Origin of the sequence: Poseidonibacter sp. (assembly GCF_041821165.1) — a bacterium.
Taxonomy (GTDB): domain Bacteria; phylum Campylobacterota; class Campylobacteria; order Campylobacterales; family Arcobacteraceae; genus Poseidonibacter.
Genome location: NZ_JBGUES010000283.1, coordinates 1 through 648, shown reverse-complemented (window position 1 = coordinate 648; position 648 = coordinate 1). Strand labels below are relative to the sequence as shown.

1 pseudogene is annotated in these 648 nt (G+C 25.9%); it reads left to right on the top strand.

What is annotated here, in order from left to right:
* Window positions 1-377 precede the first annotated feature (377 nt).
* Window positions 378-648: pseudogene (locus tag ACERKK_RS13175) on the top strand (flagellin); the annotation flags it as partial.

Here is a 648-nt window from a genome sequence, read left to right as displayed (position 1 = left end):
GTACTTATGCTATGAGTCAGTCTAATGCAATGCAACAAAATGTTATGAGATTATTACAATAATAGTCTATAGCTTTTTTACCATTATAATATTGTGAGATAGTTTGATAATACTTGCTTCTTATATATTATAAATATAAACAATTATAGATTAAATTTTATAAAGTAGCCGTTGAGCTACTTTATAACTTTTTCTATACATTGCTTTAATAAATAAATTATTATTATTGTAAGAAATTATAAATATTTTTTATGAAAGTGATTTAAAAATGTATAGGTATCAATTGATACCGAAGAGTAAAACTCTATGCTCGCAAAAACGAGAAAGTACACAGGCTCCCGTGTCAGGGTAAATGCTTTTTAATAAAAGGGTTTATTATGATAATAAATACTAATACAGCCGCAACTGAGGCTCAAAATTTAATTAGAGATAATAATAAACTTTTAAATCAATCTTTGGAAAGATTATCAACTGGTAGAAGAATAGTTGATGTAAATGATGATGTTTCAGGTTTATCAATTGCTAATAAATTAAGAACTCAAGTATTAAGTATTCGACAATCTATTGAAGATGGTAATTCAGCAGTTGCTTTAACACAAATTGCTGATAAAGCACTAGCAGAACAATCTAATATTTTAGATATTGTTA